The sequence below is a fragment of the Microbacterium sp. 69-10 genome (assembly GCF_001897945.1).
GTDB lineage: Bacteria > Actinomycetota > Actinomycetes > Actinomycetales > Microbacteriaceae > Microbacterium.
This window is the reverse complement of sequence record NZ_MKRT01000022.1, coordinates 95810-112052: the sequence shown is the minus strand read 5'-3', so window position 1 is coordinate 112052 and position 16243 is coordinate 95810. Positions and strand designations below refer to the sequence as shown.

Here is a 16243-nt window from a genome sequence, read left to right as displayed (position 1 = left end):
CGCCGAGATCGGACGGCGCCTGGCCGCGGCCGATGCCCAGCTCGCGGCGCTGGAGAAGGCCGTGCAGGCGCACAAGCCGAGCGCGATCTCGCAGGCCGTGCACGAGATCGAACGACTGCTCGCCGAGGCGGGCGACCTGCGGGATGCGGTGAAGGCGCAGGCGGATGCCCTGGCTGCGGGGGCGGCTCCTGGGCAGACGGGCGCCGATGCCCTGGAGCTGGCGAAGGCCGCCGTGCGTGCCGCTGAGGCATCCGTGCAGGCCCGACCGGGCGAGGTGAACGCGCTGGCGCTGCCCCGCCTGAACCTGGCCAAACGGCAGCTGGCGGCGGCCACGGCAACCGGCGACCCGCAGGAGGCTGCGCGTCTGGCCGCATCGACATCGGACGTCGCCGCGCAGGTGCAGGCGCTGACCGGCGCTCCGACCGCGCTGGCCGGCGCGAGGTTCAGCAGGGCGGCGGCCGACGACGGTCGCTCCGAGCGTGAGCGCCCCGTCATGTACGACGAACCCTCGTCGCGCCAGAGCTGGCAGTCCATCCGCGCCGCGCCGAGCTCGGACGACGAGGGGCGCGGCGGGAAGGCGATCGCCGGGGCGCTCGGCGGTGGCCTGCTCGGCCTGGTCGGCGGTTTCAGCCTCGCGGACGGCAGCGCGGGCCTCATCATCCTGTTCGTCGTGCTCGGCGCCGTGTTCGGCGCGCTGTCCGGGGCCTTCGGCGGCAACGGCGGCGGCGGATCGTCCTCGGGGTGGGGCGGGTCGTCGCATTCCTCGTGGGGCGGTTCCTCGCGCTCGTCGCGGTCGAGCTCGTCACGATCGTTCAGCAGCCGGTCCTCCGGCGGGAGCCGCTCGTCCGGGAGGTCCGGCGGGAGCCGCTCGTACGGGAGGTCCGGCGGTCGGCGCTTCTGAGGCGCGCCCGGTCACCGGGGCGGGCCGCGTGTCCCGCAAGGGGTGGGTGCAGGGCCCTGAACCGTTCCCTTCTGAGACCCGTCGGCGCCCCCGTCCCAGAACACGCGGGTGCCGAGGCATCCGACCCACCTCTTCTGCGACACGACGTACCCTGGTGCCATGACCGCATCGCTCGTCGACGGCATCCGCGCGGAGCTGCGCGAAATCGCCGATCCGGCCCTCGCGCCGGGTCAGCAGGCGTACATGAAGTCCACGATGCCGTTCCTCGGTGTCCGGGTGCCCGCCGTGCGCGCGCTCGTGCGGCGGCTTGCGAAGGGCGAGACGGATGCCGCGCTGCTGAAGGCATCCGCGCTCGCACTGTGGCGCGAGGCGCACGCGCGCGAGGAGCGCTACGCCGCGCTCGCCCTGATGGCGCTGCCCGCCCTGCGCGGCGACGCCGCCACGCTGCCCGTGCACGAGGAGATGATCCGCTCCGGCGCGTGGTGGGACTACGTCGACGAGGTCGCGCACCGGCTGCGCGACCTGCTGGATGCCGATCCCGAGCGGTTCGCGCTCGAGATGCGCATCTGGGCCGATGACGAGGACTTCTGGGTGCGGCGGGCGGCGATCATCTGCCAGCTCGGACGGAAGGACGCCACCGACCGCGACCTGCTCGAGTACGCGATCCTCACGAACATCGACGACGACGAGTTCTTCATCCGCAAGGCCATCGGCTGGGCCCTGCGCGACCTCGGCAAGAGCGACCCCGACTGGGTGCGAGCGTTCGCGGAACAGCATCCGCTCTCCCCACTGTCCCGTCGCGAGGCGCTGAAGCACCTGGGCTGACTGCGCCCGCACCGGTGCTGCTCCCCGGCCGCGGATGAGGATGCGATGGGTCAAGCTGACGCCTATCCTGAGGTCGTGAGATCGGGGCTGCGACGGGTCGTCTTCTGGGATTTCGACGGCACGCTCGCCGTACGGGACGGGATGTGGTCGGGCGCGGTCATTGACGCACTTCGGTCAGTGGATCCAGATACTGCGCTCGACGCCGCCCAGGTGCGTCCGTATCTCGGCGAGGGATTCCCCTGGCACACTCCGAAGATCGTCGACGCTCCGCCGCTGTCGGCGACCGCATGGAGTCGGCGCCTGGTGCCGGTGTTCGCGCGCGCGTTGACGAAGAACGGTATCCCGGAAGACCTCGCGACCGCCGCATCCGCTCGTGCGCTGACCGAGTACTACCGCGTCGATCCGTGGAGTCTGATTGCCGGTGCTGCGGATGCCCTGCAGCTGACGCGTGCTGCAGGTTACGACAACGTCATCCTCAGCAATCACAGGTCGCGGTCAAGGGTTGATGGCAGGCCGAATCTGCGGAGTTCATCACCGTGGCGGAGGATCCAGCCCACAAGACTCCGCGATCGTGCAGATCTCCGCCGTTCTGCCGCACGGTGAGGTGCGGGAATGTGCAGAACTGCGAAGGTGCGCAGCCGACGGCGACTCGGCCACCGGGCAGCAGTGCGGTCAGCGACGAGGCGGCGCGGACAGCGCAAGGCGGGCGGCGGCAGCGAGGGAGGTCATGGCCGCGTCCTCGCTCCAGGCGGATGCTGCCACGGGCGCGTCGGCGGCCAGGCGCTCGCGCAGCGGGGCGTCCGTGAGCACCCGGCGGATCGCGTCCGCCAGCACCCGCTCGTCGCCGGCCGGGACCAGCAGACCGCCTCCGCGGCGCAGCGCGTCGCCGGGGCCGTAGCGCACGTCGTACGACACCACGGGGCAGCCTGCTGCGAGCGCCTCCACGATGGACAGGCCCTGCCCCTCGTACGCCGTGGCGGTGACCATGAGCGAGGCGCGGCGGAGCACTGCGGCCGGATCGTCCGTGCGACCCATCAGCGCGATGCGGTCCCCCGCGTCGAGGGCCGCGATCTGCTCGGCGACGGATGCCGTGGACGGCCCGTCGCCCCAGATCTCCAGGCGCGTGCCGGGGACGTCCGCGGCGAGGAAGGCGCGCACGAGGTGGTCGATGCGCTTGCCGGGAGCCAGTCGCGAGACGCTGACCACCAGTCCCGGTTCGCGCGCGTGGTCGCTCACCTCGGGAAGGCGGATGCCGTGCGGCGAGACCAGGTTCACGGCGTCACCGCCGAACCGGGACTGCACGTCGTCGCGCTGCGCCTGAGTGGGCCAGATCACGGCGTCGAACCGGTCGCTGACGGCGAACCAGCGCGTCCACAGCGCGTTCAGTGGAGCATCCGGGGTGTACGGCGGCTCGAGGTGCATGGTGTGGATCGCGTGCACGATGCGCGCCTTCGGGTTCGACCAGCCCGCCAGCAGTTCGCCGAGCTGGCGCGACTCGCAGATCACGACGACCGGGCGGTCGGCCCCCTCGACGAGGTGATCGAGCCATGCGCGGTACAGTCCCCCGAAACCGGCGAGCGTGCCGACGGTCTCGCCTGCCTCGTCGTACACCCGCACGGGGACCGTGCTCAGATGCCAGTCCGGGTTCCCCTGGATCACGGGCAGAGCCGCGTATGCGCGCCCCTCGGCATCCGTCAGCTCGCGGTAGGAGTCCGCCTCCTCCTGCGAGTGCACCACTTCCTGACGAGGGAACCGGATATCGACGTCGCCAACCGGTGCACTCGGCGGCAGGTGGTTCACTCGAGAAGATTCAGGGGCGGATGCTGCGGCGCGCAGCCAGGGCGCAGCTCCGCCGCCGGGGGCGGACGCCTCGTCGAAGAGGTTCCGGAGCGGGATGCCGGCAGGGAGCATCCCGAGGCGTGCGAACTCCGCGCGGTGCGCGGCGTGCGCTGCAGCATCCGCTGGATCCACCGTGAGCACCTGCACGTCGGCGCCGCGCGCAGCCATCTGCCGAGCGCGCGCGGCCGTGGCGATCGTGTAGCCGCCGTCGAGCCCGGGGATCAGCCGGCTCGACAGGACGAGAAACGCCGCGTCGGGGAAGATGCCCTCCCCCGGCGCGGCGTCGCTCACAGTGCTTACTCCCACTCGATCGTCGCCGGCGGCTTCGAGGTGACGTCGAGCACGACGCGGTTGACCTCGCTGACCTCGTTGGTGATGCGGTTCGAGATCTTCGAGAGCACGTCGTAGGGCAGGCGAGTCCAGTCGGCGGTCATCGCGTCCTCGGACGAGACCGGGCGCAGCACGATCGGGTGACCGTAGGTGCGGCCGTCGCCCTGCACGCCCACCGAGCGGACGTCGGCGAGCAGCACGACCGGGCACTGCCAGATCGTCTGATCCAGGCCGGCCTTCGTCAGCTCCTCGCGGGCGATGGCGTCGGCCTCGCGCAGGATGTCGAGGCGCTCGCGGGTCACCTCGCCGATGATGCGGATGCCCAGGCCGGGGCCCGGGAAGGGCTGGCGTCCGACGATCGCCTCGGGGATGCCGAGCTCGCGGCCGATCGCGCGGACCTCGTCCTTGAACAGGGCGCGCAGCGGCTCGACGAGCTCGAAGTCGAGGTCGTCTGGCAGGCCGCCCACGTTGTGGTGCGACTTGATGTTCGCGGTGCCCGCTCCGCCGCCGGACTCGACGACGTCCGGGTACAGGGTGCCCTGCACCAGGAACTTCACGGGCGCGCCGCCGGTGGCCTTGGCCTCCTCGACCAGGTCGCGCTGCACCTGCTCGAACGCGCGGATGAACTCGCGGCCGATGATCTTGCGCTTGGTCTCGGGGTCGGTGACGCCGGCGAGGTGGCCCAGGAAGGTGTCCACGGCGTCGACCGTGATCAGGCGCACGCCGGTGGACTCGACGTAGTCCTTCTCGACCTGCTCCCGCTCGCCCTTTCGCAGCAGACCGTGGTCGACGAACACCGCAGTGAGCTGGTCGCCGATCGCCTTGTGCACGAGGGCCGTCGACACGGCCGAGTCCACGCCGCCGGAGAGGGCGGAGATGACGCGAGCGTCACCGACCTGCTCGCGGATGCGCTCGATCTGCTCGGCGATCACATTGTCGCTGTTCCAGTCCGCGGACAGCCCGGCGCTCTTGTGCAGGAAGTTCTCGAGGATCTCCTGGCCGTGGTCGGAGTGCTTCACCTCGGGGTGCCACTGCACGCCGTAGAGCTTGCGCTCCTCGTTCGCGAAGGCGGCGACCTTGGTGGCGTCGGTGGTGGCGAGCACCTCGAAGCCCTCGGGGGCGCGGGCGACCTGGTCGCCGTGGCTCATCCACACGTTCTGCTCGGCGGGCTGTCCGGCCAGCAGCGAGCTGCCGTTCTCGGGGATGTGCGCGTCGGTCGCACCGTACTCCCGCAGACCGGTGTTGGCGACCTCGCCGCCCAGGGTCTGGGCCATGTACTGGAAGCCGTAGCAGATGCCCAGCGTCGGCACGCCCAGCTCGAACACGGCCGGGTCGAGCTTGGGGGCGCCCTCCTCGTAGACCGAGGAAGGGCCGCCGGAGAGCAGCAGCGCGACCGGGTTCTTCGCGGCGATCTCCTCAGCGGTCGCCGTGTGCGGCACGATCTCGCTGTACACGCCCGCCTCGCGGACGCGGCGTGCGATCAGCTGCGCGTACTGCGCGCCGAAGTCGACGACGAGCGCGGGGCGCTGCTGGGTCTCGTTCTGTTCGGTCAACGGGCACCTTCCGAGGCGGGAATGGAGGCGTCGGCGGCCTCCCGGGTGGAGAGGTAGTTCTTCACCTCGCGCGAGACGCTCAGCTCCATGAAGAACGACAGGAACGGGATCACACCGCCGAGGGCGAGCAGGATGAAGCGCCGGAACGGCCAGCGCATCAAGCTCCATACACGGAAGCAGGCGAACAGGTACACGACGTAGAACCAGCCGTGCGCGACGAGGATGCCCAGCGACAGGTTCAGCCCATCGCCCACGCTGGTGAGCTTGCAGCCCATGCCGCCGGGGACGAACAGCGAGTACCACTGGCATCCGTCGCCGACGATGACATCGGCGAACCACAGGAACCCGCCGGAGCCGCCCAGGAACAGCTCGTGGTGGATGGGCGAGTACTTCACGATCATCTCGGTCAGCAGCAGGAGCAGCATGACACCGGTGATGATGGACGCGATCTGATAGAACTTCAGCGCGCCGCGGATCGCCGGGAAACTGGCGATTTTCGGCTCGGGCATGGATACCAGTCTACTGGGCGGCGCGTCGGTGTCCTGCCGGTCGTCGGCAGCATCGGTTGCCGGAATCGGATGCGCCCGTTGACGCGAGCGGATGCGGGGACGCGGTGACCGCTCTCCGTGCAGGCAAGGGCGCCCGCCACCTCCGAGGAGATGACGGGCGCCCTTGCATTCGATGCGCTGAAGGTCAGGAGCGCTCAGCGCGCCGGCGACGCACCACGACCAGACCGAGGCCCACCATCAGCAGCAGAGCCGCCAGCAGCACGTATGGCAGGGAGTCCGCACCGGTGGTCGCCAGGCCCGCGGCCGCGGTGACGACCAGCGGAGTGGAGACCTGCTTGCCGTCGTTCTGCAGGACGACGATCGCGTGGGTGCCTGCCGCGGTGTTCGACGGCACCGTGACGGTGGCGCTGAACGTGCCGTCGACGGCGACCTTCGCCTCGCCGAGCTTCACCGGCGTCGAATGCAGCTCGATCACGACGGTGGTGCCCGCGTGGAAGCCGTCGCCGGTGATGGTGAGCGTCGAGCCGGCGGCGGCCTTCTTCTTGTCGGCCTTCACCTGCCCGTTACCGCGATAGACGAACACGCTGCCCTTCAGCTCGCTGCCGTCCGCGCGGACGAGGACGACATCGTAGGAGTGCGGCTTCGTCTTCTCCGGAACGGTGAGAGCCACGTCGAGCGCGCCGTTCCCGCCGACCGTGACCTCGCCCAGAGCGATCGTCTCCGCCTTGCCCTGAGTGCTGCGCAGCTCGATGGAGACCTTCTCACCCGGGAGGAGTCCCGTGCCCTTGACCGGCAGGTCCGCCCCGGAGCGCACCCACTGGGTGCCGACCGCGAACGTCGCCTTCGGCTGCTCGCCACCAGCGAAGGTGATCGGCAGGGTGACAGCCACACCGACGTTCGGCGTCGCCGTGAGCGTCTTGCCCGCGGCATCCGCCGGAACGGTGAAGGTGAACGACGCGGCACCGGCCTCGTCATACGCGTCCTTCACGGCGACGGTGATCGGAGCAGTGCCCAGCTGGGTGCCGCCGATCGAGAACGCCACCTCGGTCGGGGCCTTCTCGCCTGCGCTGAACGCCAGCGAGGAGAGATCCACCTTCACCTGGTCGCCGACCATATAGCCGGTCGTGCCTGCCACCGGGGTGAACACCGCACCGACGGCGCGCTGGCCGAGGTCGGGGGTCGCGACCTTGTTGGCCGTGAACCAGTCGACCATCGACTGCAGGTCGACCTTGCCGGTGTCCTTCTTGCCGGTGCCCTTGGCGAGCGTGAAGAAGTTGTCCCCGCCCGCCGCGAGGAACGAGTTCGCCGCGACCAGGTACGACTTCGCCGGGTCGACGACGGTGCCGTTCACCGTGATCGAGGTGATGTGCGAGCCCTGTGCCGCGGTGGGGTCGTACGTGTACGTCAGACCCTTCGAGACGCCGAGCTTGAGGAACGGACGCGCCGACCCCGCCGGCTGCCACTGCTCCTCGAGCACCGCCTTCAGCTGTGCACCGGTCAGGTTCAGCGTGACCAGCGTGTTGGCGAACGGCTGGACCGATGCCGCCTCACGGTAGGTGAGGTTGCCGTCGGGGTCGCTGTCCGAGGTGCCCTTGTACGCCATCACCGTGCGGATGCCGCCCGGGTTCATGAGGGCGATCTCCGCACCCGTGGACCACTGCTGCACGTCGGCGATGAAGTTACCGATGGTGGACTCGCCACCGCGGTTCTCCGTCTTGCCGTCGCTCTGCAGAGCGCGGTTGAAGTCAGCAGTGATCTCGCCCACCTTGACGTTGCCGAGCACGTCGGCTTCCTTCTTGGCGGTGTCGACGATCGTCTGGACCTCGGGGATGGCCGGGTAGTTCGCCGTCCACGTCTTGTCGGGGTTCTGGTGCGCCAGCGGCTTGATCTCGTTGGAGATCGAGAGCAGCTTGTGCGTCTTCGGGTCGACCTGCAGGTTCATCAGGCCCATGTTCTCGCCGTACTGGCCCGCCGAGACGACCGGGCGGCCGTCGATGACGTGATTGTAGGCGAGGTGGGTGTGCGCCGAGACGATCGCGTTGACGTCCTTGCCGACGCCGTAGACGATCTTGCCGAGTGCCGAGTCGGGCGTGATGCTGTCGACCGAGGTCGTCGAAGCGCCCTCGTGCACCAGCAGGATGATGACATCCGCCTCGCCGTTGCTCGGGTCGCCGTCGCGCAGCGCCGCGGCGGCGCTGTTGACCGAGGCGACGATGTCGCGCACGTCGAGATCGGCGATACCGGCCGGCGAGACGAGGTTGTCGAGATCCTCGGTGACCGCGCCCACGAAGCCCACACGGACCCCGTCGACCTCCTTCACCCAGGACGGTGCGAGGGCGGTCTTGTCGGTGCCCTTCATGAACACGTTGGAGTTGATGTACTCCCAGTCAGCCCGCGGGACGATGCGGTCGCGCAGGTCTGCCCAGCCCTGGTCGAACTCGTGGTTGCCCGTCGCGCTGACCTCGAGACCCGCGGCGTTCAGCGCGTCGATGGTGGGGTTGTCGTCCTGGATGAACGAGGTGAACGTCGACGCGCCGACCAGGTCGCCGGCCGCGGCGAAGATCGTGTTCGGGTTCTTCGCACGCACGTCCTTGACAGCACCGGCGAGCACTGCCGCACCGGCCGAGGCATTGTCCGCCTCGATGCGACCGTGGAAGTCGTTGATCGTGGCGATGTCGATGCTGATCGGAGGTACCGTGGCCGAGACGCCGACGAGGATCGGGTCGTGGTCGCTGGAGCGGAACGGGGTCCCCGACTCCGTCGCAGCGAACGCGTAGCCCCGGTCACTCCACTCCGGCGAATTGATGCCCCAGACACCGGCACCGGTGACGGATGCCGCGAGCGAAGGCGACGCGATCACGTGGTCGAGCGAGCCGAGCTCACCGTCGAAGGAGTACGTGTACTGCCCCTTGGCCTTGGCGGGAACAGTGTCGAGCCAGCCCTGCGACGTGAACACGTCGATCGGGTCCTCCTGGCCGTACGCGTTGAAGTCGCCGATCAGCAGCATGTCGCCGCTGCCGGAGTCGGCCTTCAGCTTCTCGGTGAAGGCCAGCAGCGACTTCGCCTGCTTCACGCGGTCGGCGTTGAAGAAGCCCTGGCCGTCGGCCGGCTGGGTGCCGGTGCCGGACTTGGACTTGAGGTGGTTCGCGACGACCGTGACGGTGCGTCCGTCGATGTCGAACGCCTGGGCGATCGGCTCGCGGGCGTTGCCCCACACGGTCTCATCGATGATGGTCTGCGCTGCGCCCTTGGGCGTGACGGCGGCCTTCTTGTAGATGATCGCGCTGGTGATGTAGTCGGTGATCGCAGCGTCGTCGAGCGCCTTCGGCGTCGGCACGTACGCCCACACGTCGGAGCCGGCGGCGGCGTTCAGCCCGCTCACCAGATCGGCGAGGGCGGTGTCGATCGGCTTGCCGAGCTTGGGCCCGTTCTCGATCTCCATCAGCGAGACGATCTCAGCACCGGTGCCGTTGATGGCCGCGACGATCTTCGACTTCTGGATCGCGAACTGAGCCGCGTCCTTCGCGCCGCGCGCGTTGGAGTCCACCGAGCTGAGCGTCGTGAAGTAGTTGTACACGTTGAACGACGCGATCTGCACGTCGCCGCCGACCGACGGGACTGCAGGACGCGGGTTGTTCGTCTTGAACGTGACCTTCTCGGATGCCGGAGAGTTGCTGTTCAGCGGCGTGACGGGCTGCAGACGCCAGTCATCGTGGTCGTACTGCAGCACGAAGCCCTTGCCACCGAAGTCCACGGCATCGCCATTGCGCACCACGACGTCCTTGGTGAAGTACGGCTGGTCACCGGTGTGCCCGGGCTTGCCGATCCCCACGCTGTAGCCGTCGTCGAGCAGGATGCGGGAGGCGGCGTTGGCTGCCGCGATGGCATCCGCCTCCGCGCCAGGACGCTTCTGCTCGGTGTTCTTGACATTGAGCTCACCCGGGTTCAGCCACAGCGTGCCGTAGTTGTACAGCTGATGGCTGGATGCCACGAGATAGTCGCCCGTGGGGGCGACGAGCATGTTCTCGTACTGCTCGCGGTCGGCGCCGACGACCGAGGTCGGCAGTGCGACCGGCGCAGGCACGCCGACGCTGGCCGTGACGACGGTGACATCGCCGGCGGATGCCGGGGTGATCTGCGTCTGGCCGTAGTACTCGCTGACGGCGCCGTTGACGGAGACGAGGTCGCCGATCCGGCCGGGGACGCTCTTGCCGTTCAGGTACACGAAGATGCCGTCGGATGCACCAGCGGTCTTCTTGTCGCCGCCGGTGCCCTTGGTCTGGATGACGATGCCGTTGTATCCGCCGGTGCGGTAATCGGCGGTGATGACGCCCTCGACGGTGACGGTCTTGCCGACCATCGGGGAGGTGTCGGTGGTGCCCTGCACCTCGGCGATGGAGACCTTCTCACCCGGCTGCGGGCCGGGGTCGGTGCCCGGATCGGTCGCGCCCGTCTCGCCCTTGGAGTTGGTCGGGGTCACGGATGCCGACAGCACGAAGTCCGCGCTGTTGTCGTCGGAGTCCTTGCCGTCGGTGCGGTTCAGCGACTTCACGTCGGTGTTGCCCGCCGGAGCGCCGGCCACGGAGCCTTCGAAGGTGTTCGAGGTGCCGTAGCCGAGCAGGTCGACGACGCCCTCCGCACCGGCCGCATCGCCGGCCGCGAGCGCGAGGGGAGCAGTGCCCTGCACGAGAGCCACGGTGCCCGTGGTCCCGGAGGGGTTCAGCGCCGTGCCCGTCTGATCGGCCGTCGGAAGCGCCGGTGCAGTCGAGGTGCCGCTGTTGGTGCCGCCCTGAACGAGGAAGTAGCCGTGCGCGGGGACCGTCCCGGTGAGCGGGACGATGCCTCCGAAGTTGCCGGTCCCTGTCGCGGAACGATACTGCAGCGACATCCCGTCGAGCGCGACCGCGGCGTCAGTCGGGTTGTACAGCTCGACGAACTTGTTCTTGAAGGCCGCGCCGGCGCTGCCGCCGGACAGATACGCCTCGTTGATGACCACACCGGTGCCGTCGGTGCTCGCGAATGCGGGCGCGGCGATCAGCGAGCCGAAGCCCAGCGCGAACACGGTGGTCATGGCGAGAGCGCAGACGCGCCCTCGGCTTCTAGGTCGTGTGAGCGGAACCCTCTGGTTCTTCTCACCGGGGGCGGGCAACGTCATCAGCTGTCTCCTCGGGTATGAGTCGAGCGCTCGGTCTTGTGAACCGGTCGCTGTGCGCACTCTCAGCGCGCACAGTGCACACTCTCAGCGCGCACACATAGATGTGACCTTATGGCCAGCATCCGACACCCGGCAAGCCCGATCGCGGATGTTGGTCGATCCGCCACCGAATGGTCACCGAACGTGCACTCCGGTGCCGCCCGACGGCAGAGACGTCAGTCGAGGTCGTCGTCCTGAGCGGCGGTCACCGCGTCCTCGAACTCCTCGACCTCGCGCTCCCAGGCATCCTTCGCCAGCCGGTACCAGAGGTAGAAGGCGAAGCCGGCGAACACGGCCCACTCGGCGGCGTAGAAGATGTTCAGCCAGTTGATCGGCGACTGCTCCTGCGGCGGGCGCGAGCTGATGTCGACGAGTCCGGCGGACGCCGTGGCGGATGCCAGGTACGGGCGGTACACGCTCAGTTCGTCGATGTCGTGCCAGCGGCTCAGCAGCGCCGCGGGCGACATCCGGTTGAGCTCCATCGGATCGGAGCGCGGGGGCACCTCCACGCCCTCATCGTCGATCAGCCGCCCGGTGATCGAGGCTTCGACGGCACCCTGCTTCTCGAGCGCCGCGACCGCGGCATCCGCCTGCCTCCTGGTGGCGGCCCAGCCGACCGCGACGGCGATCGAGGTGCGGTCGGCGACCCGGAGCTGACCGGTGACCCAGTAGCCCTCGGTGCCGTCGTTGATGCGCTGCGAGATGACGATGAAGTCCCCCGCGACCCACGTCCCCGAGGTCCGGACGCGCTGCCCGCCGAGGCTCTGGTCGAGGTACTTCCCCGGCTCGATCACGTCGGTCAGCGGACGCACCTTCTCGGTCGCGCCCGGTGCGGGAGGCGTCGTGTCGATGGCGCGCTCGAGCTGCCACTGGCCGAGCCACGCGAACACGCCCGCGACGACCAGGCACAGCGCGAGGACGCCGATCCAGCGCCTGCGCAGCATGACCTCGCGCAGGGTGGGCGGGAACTCCTGCGGCGCGAGCGGCGCGCTGTTCGTCATCCCAGCTCGTAGGGCGCGAGCACGACCTCGACGCGCTGGAACTCCTTCAGGTCGGAGTATCCGGTCGTCGCCATCGACTTGCGCAGCGCGCCGATCAGGTTGGCTGTGCCGTCCGCGACGGGGGCGGGACCGTAGAGGATCTCCTCGAGGTTCGCGACGCCGTCCACTGCCACGCGGCGTCCGCGGGGCAGCTGCGGGTGGTGCGCCTCGGCACCCCAGTGGAAGCCCTGGCCGGGCGCATCCGTGGCGCGCGCGAGCGCGACGCCCAGCATCACGGCATCCGCACCCATCGCGAGAGCCTTGACCATGTCGCCGGACGTGCCGACGCCGCCGTCGGCGATCACGTGCACGTAGCGTCCACCCGACTCGTCGAGGTAGTCGCGGCGCGCGGCCGCGACGTCGGAGACGGCGGTGGCCATCGGGGCGTGGATGCCCAGGGTGACGCGCGTCGTGGACGCCGCACCCCCGCCGAAGCCGACCAGCACGCCCGCGGCGCCGGTGCGCATCAGGTGGAGGGCCGCGGTGTAGGTCGAGGCACCGCCGACGATGACGGGCACGTCGAGGTCGTAGATGAACTTCTTCAGGTTCAGCGGTTCGGCCACGCTCGAGACATGCTCCGCGGACACCGTGGTGCCGCGGATCACGAACAGGTCGACGCCGGCGGCGACGACCGTCTCATACAGTTCCTGCGTGCGCTGCGGGGTGAGGGAGCCCGCGACGGTGACGCCCGCCTCGCGGATCTCGGCCAGGCGCTGCTTGATGAGCTCCGGCTTGATCGGCTCGGAGTACAGCTGCTGCATCCTGGTCGTGGCGCGCTCGGCGGGGAGCGCCGCGATCTCGTCGAGCAGCGGCTGCGGGTCGTCGTAACGCGTCCACAGGCCCTCGAGGTCGAGCACCCCGAGGCCGCCGAGCTGACCGAGCATGATCGCGGTGCGCGGGCTGACCACGGAGTCCATGGGCGCGCCGAGCACCGGGATGTCGAACGAGAACGCGTCGATCGTCCAGGCGGTGGAGACGTCCTCCGGGTTGCGGGTTCGTCGCGATGGCACGACCGCGATGTCGTCGAACGTGTACGCGCGACGTGCGCGCTTGCCTCGGCCGATCTCGATGTCCATGCTCACCCCACCAGACTACCCGGCGCCGTCGACGCGCTCACCGCGCCCGCACGACACGTCGCTCGTCCCACACCGGCGCGTCCGACTCGTAGACCTCGCCGTCCTGGCCGAACACCAGGAAGCGGTCGAAGGACCTGGCGAACCAGCGGTCGTGCGTGACCGCGACGACGGTCCCCTCGAAGCGGGCGATGGCCTGCTCGAGCGCCTCGGCCGACTCCAGGTCGAGGTTGTCGGTGGGCTCGTCCAGCAGCAGCAGGGTGGCACCGCTCAGCTCGAGCAGCAGCACCTGGAAGCGCGCCTGCTGCCCACCGGACAGCTGGTCGAACGCCTGCTGGGCCTGACGCACCAGCCCGTATCGATCGAGGGCCGAGCTCGCGGCGTCGCGCGGCATCCCGGCGCGACGGTCGTCGCCCCGGTGCAGGATCTCCAGCAGGGTGCGGCCGGCGAACTCCGGATGCGCGTGGGTCTGCGCGAACAGACCCGGCACGACCCGCGCGCCCAGCGCGGCGGCGCCGGTGTGGGCGACGGGTTCCAGGGCCTCGGATGCCGCCACCAGGTGACCCAGCGTGGGGTCGGGGTCGGTGCCACCGCGGGCGAGAAGGCGCAGGAAGTGGGACTTGCCCGAGCCGTTCGAGCCGAGCACCGCGACCCGATCGCCGAACCAGATCTCGGCGTCGAACGGCTTCATCAGCCCGGTCAGCTCCAGGCGGGTGCACACGACGGCGCGCTTGCCCGTGCGGGCTCCGCGCAGGCGCATGTCGAAGTCCTGGGCAGGCGGACGCTCCTCCGGCGGTCCCGCCTGCTCGAACCAGCGCAGTCGGGTCTGCGCCGCACGGTAGCGCGAGGCGAAGCCGTCGTTCGCTGCGGCCTTCACCTTGAGCGTCGCGACCAGCGTCCTGAGCTTCTCGTGCTGCTCATCCCAGCGCCGGCGCAGCTCGTCGAGCCGATCGAGCCTGTCCTCCCTGGCCCGGTGGTAGGTGGCGAAACCGCCTCCGTGCACCCAGGCGGTGGCCCCCGCTCCCCCGGGCTCGAGGGTGATGATGCGATCGGCGGCGCGGGCGAGCAGTTCGCGGTCGTGCGAGACGAGCAGCACGGTCTTGGGCGTCTCACGGAGCCGGTCCTCGAGCCAGAGCTTGCCCGGCACGTCCAGGTAGTTGTCCGGCTCGTCCAGCAGCAGCACATCATCGGGACCGCGCAGCAGCGCCTCGAGGGCGAGCCGCTTCTGCTCACCGCCGGAGAGCGTGTCGAGGTCGCGGTAGCGGGCGCGCTCGAACGGGACGCCCAGGGCGGCGATCGTGCACTGATCCCACACGGTCTCGTGCTCGTAGCCGCCGGCATCCGCGTAGTCGGCGATCGCGGTGGCGTACCGCATCTGGGTGCGCTCGGTGTCGTCCTCGATGAGGGCGTTCTCCGCGGCATCCAGCGCCTCGGCCGCCACCCGGATGCGAGCGGGCGCCACGCGCACGAGCAGGTCGTGCACGGTCGTTCCGGCGTCGCCGTGTCCGACGAACTGGTCCATGACGCCGAGTGACCCGTCGATCACCACGGCGCCGCCGTCGGGGGCGAGGTCACCCCGGATGATCCGCAGCAGAGTGGACTTCCCTGCCCCGTTCGGCCCGATCAGCGCACTCGTGGATCCGGCGCCGACGCGGAACGTCGTCTCGTCGAGCAGGGGGCGTCCGTCGGGGAGGGTCAGCGCGATCGCGTTGACGTCGATGTGGCCCACAGCGGGCTCCTTCCGCCCGCCCTGTCGAGCAGCGAGCCGACCAGGCTATCAGCTTCCTGATGCGCACGCCCGCACAGCTGCCGATTCGCGGACCTTCCGCCTCCATGAGAGGAGCTTCATGCCGGTCATCGGGCTCCAGAACCGTCCTTTGTCTTCTTGCATCGGTCGAGGACGGGTCCCGCGCGCCGTCAGCGGGGCTCGGACAGCCTCGCGAGCAGCTCGGTCAGCAGCGCCTCGGCGACCGGATGCGGCAGCGCCTCGATCAGCGCCATCAGCACCGACATGGGCTGGTCGGCGGACACGCTGCCCGCGCCGGCGAGGCGCAGCAGCCTCCATGCCGCCTTCGGCCCGGGCACGCGCCCGCCCTCGCCGTAGCCGAGCACGCGCATGCCCGCGAGGAGAATCCGCGCGTCGGCCTGCGGCCTGCCGCGCACCGCATCGGATGCTGCACGCAGCGCGTCCGTGAACTCCCCCACCCGCTGCTCGAGCACCGGCGTGAGGGTGAGATGCGCACTGTGCGGGATGCGCACGCCGTCGGACTGCACGAGGCCGGGCTGATGCTGGATCTTCCAGCCGTACCCGGCCAGCTCGTCGGCGAGCCGGTGCGGGTCGACCCGGGTCGCTTCCGGCGCCGAGGCATCCGCGACGAGGGCGATCGCGGGCCCCACGGGATCGCCCATCACCGTCAGACCGGGGATGCCGTCGACCGCCGCGCGCACGGCGACAGCGATGCGTCGGATCGACGCGACCAGCTCCGCATAGCCTTCCGATCCCAGGTGCTGCGTGATCGCCCAGCCCGCGGCCAGCGGGGAAGCCGACCGTGAGCCGAGCAGCGTCGGATTCACCACCGGGTACCCGGCCCAGCGCGTGGTCGCGAAGAACTGCGCCCGATGCCGGCGTCGACCCCGATGCAGCAGCACCGAGACGCCCTTGGGCGCGTAGCCGAACTTGTGCAGGTCGGCGGAGATGCTGGTGACGCCACGCACCCGGAAGTCCCAGGCGGGCAGATCACGCCACCACGGCAGCACGAACCCGCCGAAGCAGGAGTCGACGTGACAGGAGAGACCGCGATCCGCCGCGGCGCCCGCGACCGCCGAGACCGGGTCCAGCGCGCCGCTCGGGTACGCCGGGGCGCTGACGACGACCAGTGCGACATCGTCGTCCATCCGGTCGATGAGACCCTGCGCGCGCACGGCGCCGTCGGTCCCGACCGGCACCGGCTCCCAGTCCAGGTCGAACAGGTGCGCGGC

Annotated in this window: 10 protein-coding genes and 1 pseudogene; 3 read left to right on the top strand and 8 right to left on the bottom strand. The window is 70.0% G+C overall.

Going from position 1 to position 16243, the window contains the following annotated elements; all coding sequences use genetic code 11:
* The 3 genes and pseudogenes from BGN97_RS09610 to BGN97_RS09600 all read left to right on the top strand — a co-directional run.
* Positions 1-901: pseudogene (locus tag BGN97_RS09610) on the top strand (hypothetical protein); the annotation flags it as partial.
* 159 nt (positions 902-1060) lie between these two features.
* Complete coding sequence (locus BGN97_RS09605; protein WP_292700583.1) at positions 1061-1726, top strand: DNA alkylation repair protein; 666 nt, start codon at positions 1061-1063, stop codon at positions 1724-1726.
* Positions 1727-1801: 75 nt separating this feature from the next.
* A complete protein-coding gene (locus BGN97_RS09600) occupies positions 1802-2329 on the top strand; it encodes a hypothetical protein (RefSeq protein ID WP_292700580.1) in 528 nt (175 codons plus the stop codon).
* A gap of 69 nt (positions 2330-2398) precedes the next feature.
* Here the strand turns inward: BGN97_RS09600 and BGN97_RS09595 are convergent, their stop codons facing one another.
* From BGN97_RS09595 to BGN97_RS09560, 8 genes are all read right to left on the bottom strand, one after another.
* Complete coding sequence (locus BGN97_RS09595) at positions 2399-3856, bottom strand: glycosyltransferase (protein WP_292700577.1); 1458 nt, start codon at positions 3854-3856, stop codon at positions 2399-2401.
* Positions 3857-3861: 5 nt separating this feature from the next.
* Complete coding sequence (guaA, locus tag BGN97_RS09590; RefSeq protein ID WP_292700573.1) at positions 3862-5448, bottom strand: glutamine-hydrolyzing GMP synthase; 1587 nt, start codon at positions 5446-5448, stop codon at positions 3862-3864.
* On the bottom strand, positions 5445-5957 hold the full coding sequence (locus tag BGN97_RS09585; protein ID WP_292700571.1) for a DUF3817 domain-containing protein: 513 nt from the start codon (positions 5955-5957) through the stop codon (positions 5445-5447). Before BGN97_RS09585 ends, guaA begins: the two co-directional genes overlap by 4 nt.
* A gap of 184 nt (positions 5958-6141) precedes the next feature.
* Complete coding sequence (locus tag BGN97_RS09580) at positions 6142-11028, bottom strand: ExeM/NucH family extracellular endonuclease (RefSeq protein ID WP_292700568.1); 4887 nt, start codon at positions 11026-11028, stop codon at positions 6142-6144.
* Between the two features lie 299 nt (positions 11029-11327).
* On the bottom strand, positions 11328-12152 hold the full coding sequence (locus BGN97_RS09575; RefSeq protein WP_292700565.1) for an SURF1 family cytochrome oxidase biogenesis protein: 825 nt from the start codon (positions 12150-12152) through the stop codon (positions 11328-11330).
* Positions 12149-13267, bottom strand: coding sequence for a GuaB3 family IMP dehydrogenase-related protein (locus BGN97_RS09570; RefSeq protein ID WP_292700848.1), 1119 nt, complete (start codon positions 13265-13267; stop codon positions 12149-12151). The genes BGN97_RS09575 and BGN97_RS09570 overlap by 4 nt, the downstream gene beginning before the upstream one ends.
* 37 nt (positions 13268-13304) lie before the next feature.
* The gene (locus BGN97_RS09565) at positions 13305-14993 is read right to left on the bottom strand and encodes an ATP-binding cassette domain-containing protein (protein ID WP_292700563.1); all 1689 of its coding nucleotides are present in this window, start codon (positions 14991-14993) and stop codon (positions 13305-13307) included.
* 188 nt (positions 14994-15181) lie between these two features.
* Positions 15182-16243: pyridoxal-dependent decarboxylase (locus tag BGN97_RS09560; RefSeq protein WP_292700560.1), on the bottom strand; the 1062-nt coding region annotated here is incomplete at its 5' end.

Excerpts from the sequence above, each read along its gene's own strand:
- BGN97_RS09580 (WP_292700568.1), bottom strand. The coding sequence starts at position 11,028 with ATGACCACCGTGTTCGCGCTGGGCTTCGGCTCGCTGATCGCCGCGCCC.
- BGN97_RS09575 (WP_292700565.1), bottom strand. The coding sequence starts at position 12,152 with ATGACGAACAGCGCGCCGCTCGCGCCGCAGGAGTTCCCGCCCACCCTG.
- BGN97_RS09570 (WP_292700848.1), bottom strand. The coding sequence starts at position 13,267 with ATGGACATCGAGATCGGCCGAGGCAAGCGCGCACGTCGCGCGTACACG.
- BGN97_RS09585 (WP_292700571.1), bottom strand. The coding sequence starts at position 5,957 with ATGCCCGAGCCGAAAATCGCCAGTTTCCCGGCGATCCGCGGCGCGCTG.
- BGN97_RS09605 (WP_292700583.1), top strand. The coding sequence starts at position 1,061 with ATGACCGCATCGCTCGTCGACGGCATCCGCGCGGAGCTGCGCGAAATC.